Here is a 6,116-nt window from a genome sequence, read left to right on the forward strand (position 1 = left end):
CCCCGCGCGGCTCAGCCCAGCAGCTGCCGGTCCAGCGCCGTGGTCACGGCCGCGGTGCGGTCGGACACACCGAGCTTGCCGAACACGCGCAGCAGGTGCGTTTTCACCGTCGCCTCGCCGATGTGCAGCGACCGACCGATTTCGGCGTTCGTCAGTCCCTTCGCGACGAGCCGCAGCACCTCGACTTCGCGCGCCGAAAGCGGTGACACGGGTTCCGGGTTGCGCACGCGGTTCACGAGCTTGCCCGCCACCGACGGCGCCAGCACGGTCTCGCCGCGCGCCGCCGCCCGGATCGCGCCGGCCAGCTCGGCGCGCGACGCGTCCTTGAGCAGGTACCCGGCGGCACCCGCTTCGACGGCCCGCAGGATGTCGGCGTCGGTCTCGTACGTGGTGAGCACGACGATCCGCCGCTTCGGCGTCTCCTTGAGGATGCCGCGGATCGCGCCGACGCCGTCGAGGCCCGGCATGCGCAGGTCCATCAGCACCACGTCGGGCTGCTTCACGCGGTCGAGCGCGATGGCCTCGTGGCCCGAACCCGCTTCGCCGACGACCGTCAGATCGGCCTCGGCCTCGAGCATCCCGCGCAGGCCTTCGCGCACCACGGGGTGGTCGTCGACCAGCATGATCGTGATCACGCGGGCACCTCCAGCTCCAGTTCGGTCCCGCCACCCGCGCCGCCGCGCAAGCTCAGCCGGCCACCCACCTGCTCGACCCGCGAGCGCATGCCGCGCAGGCCGAACCCCTCGGTGGGCGCGTTCGGGGAGAAGCCGCAGCCGTCGTCGCGCACGCGCAACCGTACCGTTCCGTCCACAGCGGACAGCCGCACCAGCACCGAGTCCGCACCCGAGTGCTTGCGGACGTTGGCCAGCGCCTCCTGCGCACCGCGCAGCAGCACGACCTCGGTGGCCGTGGCCAGCGGTGGCAGGGGATCGTCCACTTCGCACTCGACGCGCAGGCCGGCCTCGTCGGCGAGGCGTTCGGCCGCGCGGCGCACCGCGTCGGTGAGCGTGCCGGCCGCGAGGTCCGAAGGCGCCAGCGCCGCCACCATCGCGCGGGCCTCGGCGAGGTTCTCGCGGGCGGTGGCCGACGCCAGGGCGAGGTGCCGGCGGGCCGCGGTGACGTCGGTGTCCAGTTCGGACTCGATCGCCTGCGTGAGCGTGACGATGCTGGTGAACCCCTGCGCCAGCGTGTCGTGGATTTCGCGGGCCAGACGTTCGCGTTCGGCCGCGGTGCCGGCTTCGCGCGAGAGCCGCGAGACCTCGGCCTGGCTGTGTTCGAGCTGCCGGATGAGCTCGGCGCGCGCGGCGCTCTGCTTGATGACGTCGGTGGTGAACTTGCCCGCCAGCACGCTGAACACCACGAGGATCGCGGTCATCGGCAGCAGGATCGGCAGGCTCGGGTTCTCCCAGCCGCCGCGGACGACGGCGGCGGCCGGTTCGAGCAGGATCAGCAGCGTCGTGAGCACGACGCCCGGGCGGATCTCCTGCAGCATGAACAACATCGGGCACGCCATGAACAGGATGAACGCGGCCGTGGTGTCGGCGAACATCGCCGTGGCCACGAGCACCACCAGCACGCCCGTGGCCACGTTGCGGGGCACCGGGTTCTCGTCGATGCGCGTGATCCGGCGGCCCGCCGCGACGTAGCCGATCAGCAACGCCGCGAGCGCGGCCTCCGCGACCACCTTCTCCGCTCGGGAAACGTCGTCGAACAGGACCAGGAGGGCGGTCGCCAGGTAGACGACCGCGAACAGCACCTCCCAGACCCAGTACGAGCGCTCCCACGCGTCGTCGAGCGAGGTCACCGGGGCTCGTTCGTCCACCGGAACGTGAGCCTCGCGAGCACGAGCCCAACCACGCACCAGGCGCCGAGCACCAGTGCCACCGTCGGAAGTTCCCATGTCCCCGCCATCTCCTGACTCGCGGCCGCCTCCGGCAGGAACACCGACCGGAAACCCTGGCAGATCCATTTCAGCGGGAAGAAGGACGCGATGTCGACCATGATCTTCGGCAGGTGCGTGATCGGAGTGACGAACACGCCCGAGATGAACTGCAGCACCAGGTACACCAGCTGCACCACGGCCACCGTGCCGTTGGCCGATCGCGTGAGCGAGCTGATCGAGATGCCGAGCAGCGTCGAGGAGATCACGCCCAGCAGCATCACCCACACCAGCGTGGCCCACTTCTCGCCGTCGGCGGGCAGTTTCAGCCCGAACAGGAGCATCGCGACCGCGGCCATGATCACGGTCTGGGCGACGCTCGTGACGAGCACCATGATCATCTTGCCGATGAAGTACGACGCGGCCGGCATCGGCGTGCCGCGCAGGCGCTTGAGCGCGCCCACCTCGCGGTCGGCGGCGATCCCGATGCCGACGCTGTTGAACGACGTCGACACGATCCCGGCGCCGATCATGCTCGCCGCGAGCAGCTGGCCGGACGACACTCCGGCCTGTCCGGTCGGACCGTCCAGAATGGACCCGAGCAGGATCATCAGCACGGCGGGCAGGGAGAAGGTGAAGACCACCTGCTCCTTGTTGCGGAAGAACTGCCGCAGCTCGAAGCTGCCGCGGGCGGCGCCGAGCGTGAAGGTGCCCGGCAGGGCCGGTGCGTTGACGGCGGTGGTCACAGTTGTTCCCCGATCAGGTCCAGGTAGATGTCCTCGAGGCTGGGGCGCGTCACGGTGAGGCCGGCGAGCTCCCTCGTCCCGCCGGACAGTTGCGTGACGAGTTTCGTCGGGTAGGCGGTGCGTTCCTCGTGTTCCCCGGTTTCGTCGCTCCACCGCACGATCGCCTCGGCCTGGCCGCGGCCCCCGAGCGTTTCGGGAGTCCCCTCCGCAACCACCGTGCCGTTCGCGATCACCACGAGCCGGTCGGCCAGCGCCTCCACCTCGTCGAGGTAGTGCGAGGTCAGCAGGATCGTGGTGCCCTCCTTCGCGAGACCTTCGATCAGGCCCCAGAATTGCCGCCGCGCCTCGGGGTCGAAACCTGTGGTGGGCTCGTCTAGGAAGAGCAGCTCGGGCCGGCCGATGATGCCGAGCGCCACGTCGACGCGGCGGCGCTGCCCGCCGGAAAGCGACTTCACGCGGGCGCCGGCCTTCTCCGTGAGGCCGACCTGGTCGATCACCGCCTCCGGGTCTCGCGGGTTGGGGTAGTACTTCGCGAAGTGCCGCACGGTTTCCGTGACGGTCAGCTCGGCCGCGTCGGTCGCCGTCTGCAGCACGATGCCCAGCCGGGAGCGCCACTCGCGGCCGGCTTTGCCGGGGTCTTCGCCGAGCACGTCGGCTTCGCCGGACGTGCGCTGCCGGTGTCCTTCGAGGATCTCGACGGTCGTGGTCTTGCCCGCGCCGTTGGGCCCCAGAAGCGCGAACACCTCGCCGTGGTGGATGTCGAGGTCGAGTCCACCCACGGCGACGTGGCCGGGGTACTCCTTGCGCAGTCCGCGCACCCTCACTGCTGTGGTCATGGCTCAATCCTGCGGCCACGCACCGTCGCCGCGGGACGTCCGGCCAGTGGAATCCGGTTGTCCACCGAACGGTGGACACGAGCCGGTGTTTCCCGTGGAACCAGCGAAAACGCCGTTGTGAAGCCCGAAAACCACCCAACGCACGAACGCCCGGCAGACGGCAACCGCCGCCGAGGTGAACCACTTCTATTGACAAATTGTCTAACATGACAGAATGTCTCACAAGCAGGTGACCGCCAGTGACGGTGTCCGCCTCTCGGTGCGCGTGACCGGCGCCGCGGACGGGCCCACGGTCGTGCTCGTGCACGGCTACCCGGACAACGGCTCGATGTGGGACGGTGTCGCCGCCGAGCTCGGCCGCCGCCACCGCGTCGTGGTCTACGACGTGCGCGGCGCGGGTGAGTCCGACAAACCCAAGGCGCGCAGCGCGTACCGCCTCGACCAGCTCGCCTCGGACCTCGCCGCGGTCGTCGACGCCGTGCAACCGACCGGCAAGGTCCACCTGCTCGCGCACGACTGGGGTTCGATCCAGACCTGGCACGCGGTCACCGGCGACGAGCTGCGCGGGCGGATCGCGTCGTACACCTCGATCTCCGGCCCGAGCCTCGACCACGCCGGCGCGTGGTTCCGCACGCAGCTGCGGCGGCCGTCGGGCCTGCCGCGCGCGCTGAGGCAGTTCTTCCACTCGTACTACATCCTGCTGTTCCAGCTCCCGGTCGTGCCGGAACTGTTCTGGCGCACCGGGCTGATGCGCGCGCTCATGCGCCGGCTGGAGCCCGCCGAAGCCACGCCCTCGACCGTCGACGGCTTGAACGGGCTGGAGCTCTACCGCGCGAACATCGGCTCGCGGCTTTCGCGCCCGGTGCCGCGGACCGCCGACGTGCCGGTGCAGGTGCTCGCGCCGACCGGCGACGCCTACGTGACCACTCCGCTGCAGACGGAGATCGAGCGCTGGGTGCCGGACCTGCGGGTGCGCCGGCTCGTCGGCTCGCACTGGATCACCCGCAGCGATCCCGGTGTCGTGGCCGCCGCGACCGCCGAGCTGATCGACCACGTCGAGGGCGGCGAGGAGAGCCGGGCACTGAAGCGTGCTCGCGTCGGTGGGGCCGAGCGCGGGCGGTTCCCGAACCGGCTGGTGGTCGTCACCGGGGCCGGCAGCGGCATCGGGCGGGCGACCGCGCTGGCGTTCGCCGACGAGGGTGCGGACGTGGTGGTCACCGATCTGGACCCGGCCGCGGCGACCGAAACGGCGAAGCTGTTGCGGGACAAGGGGGTCGAGGCCGGTGAGTACACAGTGGACGCCGCCGACGGCGACGCCGTGGCCCGGTTCGCCGAGCAGGTGCGCGCGGAGTTCGGTGTGCCCGACATCGTGGTGAACAACGCCGGCATCGGGATGTCCGGGCCGTTCCTCGACACGTCGCTGGCCGACTGGGAGAAGGTCGTGGACGTGAACCTGTGGGGCGTGATCCACGGGTGCCGCGCGTTCGCGCCGATGATGGTCGAGCGCGCCGAGGGCGGGCAGATCGTGAACCTCGCGTCGGCCGCCGCGTACCTGCCGTCGAAGGTCCTCACGGCGTACGGCACGACCAAGGCCGCGGTGCTCGCGTTGAGCGTCGGGCTGCGCGCGGAACTGGCGGGGGCCGGCATCGGTGTGACGGCGATCTGCCCGGGTCTGGTGAACACCAACATCACCAGCACCACGCGGTTCGTCGGCGTCGCGCCGCAGGAGGAAGCGCGGCGGCAGAAGGCGTCGACCAAGCTCTACGCGCGGCGCGGCTTCGGCCCGGAGAAGGTGGCGCGCGACATCCTGCGGGCCGTCGAGCGCGATCGCGCGATCCAGGCGTCGACGCCCGAAGCGAAGGTCGCGCTGGTCCTCTCGCGGCTGACGCCCGGCCTGCTGCGCGCGGCGGCGAAGCTGGACGTCACCCCGTGAGCCGCCCGCGCCGGATGACCCCGCAGGCCCGGCGCGACGACCTGATCGCCGCCGCGCTGGACCTGTTCGGCAGCCGCGCGCCGGAGCTGGTGACGGTGGACGACATCGTCGCGCGCGCCGAGGTGTCGCGGCCGCTGTTCTACCGCTACTTCCCGAGCCTGCGCGAGCTGCAGGTCGAGGCGCTGCGCACGGTCACCGACGGCCTCGTCGACGGCCTCGCGCACCTGGAGCAGGGCCCGCCGGAACACCGGCTGCGCACGGCCGTGCGGGGGCTCATCGACGTGGCCGATCACTACCGCGCCGGCTACGTCGCCTTGCTGCGCAGCGGTTCCGTGATCGCGACGTCGGAGACGGACGCGGCCATCGACGAGGTGCGCAACCGGTCCGTGGAGCTGATCCTCGACGCGCTGGGCCTCGCTTCGCCGTCACCACTGGTGCTGCTCACGCTGCGGTGCTGGACGGCCGTGGTCGAGGGCGCGTTGCTGTCGTGGCTGCAGGACCGCAACGTGCCCCGCGAAATCCTCGACGGCTGGCTCGTCGACCAGCTCACGGCCATGCTCGCCACGACCGCCGCCCACGACCCCGCGCTCACCCCCTGACCCGACCACCCCAATGTGGCGTTGGGTGCGCTGGGCCTCTATCAGGCAGTGCAGGCCGGGCGTTTAACCGAGCCGACTTCGCGCCGCCCAGAACTTCGGCCCTCCTTGCCCCGCAACGAAGTT

At 71.0% G+C, this 6,116-nt stretch carries 6 protein-coding genes; 2 read left to right on the plus strand and 4 right to left on the minus strand.

What is annotated here, in order from left to right; all coding sequences use genetic code 11:
* Window positions 1-11: 11 nt before the first annotated feature.
* The 4 genes from AB0878_RS24375 to AB0878_RS24390 are packed head-to-tail and all read right to left on the minus strand — an operon-like array spanning window position 12 to window position 3,461.
* Window positions 12-635: a response regulator transcription factor gene (locus tag AB0878_RS24375; protein WP_366582532.1), complete on the minus strand. Its 624-nt coding sequence runs from the start codon at window positions 633-635 to the stop codon at window positions 12-14.
* The gene (locus AB0878_RS24380) at window positions 632-1,804 is read right to left on the minus strand and encodes a sensor histidine kinase (protein WP_366582533.1); all 1,173 of its coding nucleotides are present in this window, start codon (window positions 1,802-1,804) and stop codon (window positions 632-634) included. The genes AB0878_RS24375 and AB0878_RS24380 overlap by 4 nt, the downstream gene beginning before the upstream one ends.
* A complete protein-coding gene (locus AB0878_RS24385; RefSeq protein ID WP_366582534.1) occupies window positions 1,801-2,625 on the minus strand; it encodes an ABC transporter permease in 825 nt (274 codons plus the stop codon). Before AB0878_RS24385 ends, AB0878_RS24380 begins: the two co-directional genes overlap by 4 nt.
* Window positions 2,622-3,461 carry an ABC transporter ATP-binding protein gene (locus AB0878_RS24390; protein WP_366582535.1) on the minus strand — a complete coding sequence of 280 codons (840 nt, stop codon included), beginning with the start codon at window positions 3,459-3,461 and terminating at the stop codon, window positions 2,622-2,624. The genes AB0878_RS24385 and AB0878_RS24390 overlap by 4 nt, the downstream gene beginning before the upstream one ends.
* A gap of 229 nt (window positions 3,462-3,690) precedes the next feature.
* On the opposite strand from AB0878_RS24390, the gene AB0878_RS24395 reads away from it, so the two are divergent.
* A complete protein-coding gene (locus AB0878_RS24395; RefSeq protein ID WP_366582551.1) occupies window positions 3,691-5,394 on the plus strand; it encodes an SDR family oxidoreductase in 1,704 nt (567 codons plus the stop codon).
* 14 nt (window positions 5,395-5,408) lie between these two features.
* Window positions 5,409-5,993, plus strand: a complete 585-nt coding sequence (locus AB0878_RS24400; RefSeq protein WP_366582552.1) for a TetR/AcrR family transcriptional regulator — start codon at window positions 5,409-5,411, stop codon at window positions 5,991-5,993.
* The last annotated feature ends 123 nt before the right edge of the window (window positions 5,994-6,116 follow it).

This window comes from Amycolatopsis sp. NPDC047767, from assembly GCF_040704195.1.
In the GTDB taxonomy this organism is placed as follows: domain Bacteria; phylum Actinomycetota; class Actinomycetes; order Mycobacteriales; family Pseudonocardiaceae; genus Amycolatopsis.

Bases quoted from the DNA above. Each gene is read 5' to 3' on its own strand.
- AB0878_RS24390 (WP_366582535.1), bottom strand. From the start codon at position 3,461: ATGACCACAGCAGTGAGGGTGCGCGGACTGCGCAAGGAGTACCCCGGC.
- AB0878_RS24400 (WP_366582552.1), top strand. From the start codon at position 5,409: ATGACCCCGCAGGCCCGGCGCGACGACCTGATCGCCGCCGCGCTGGAC.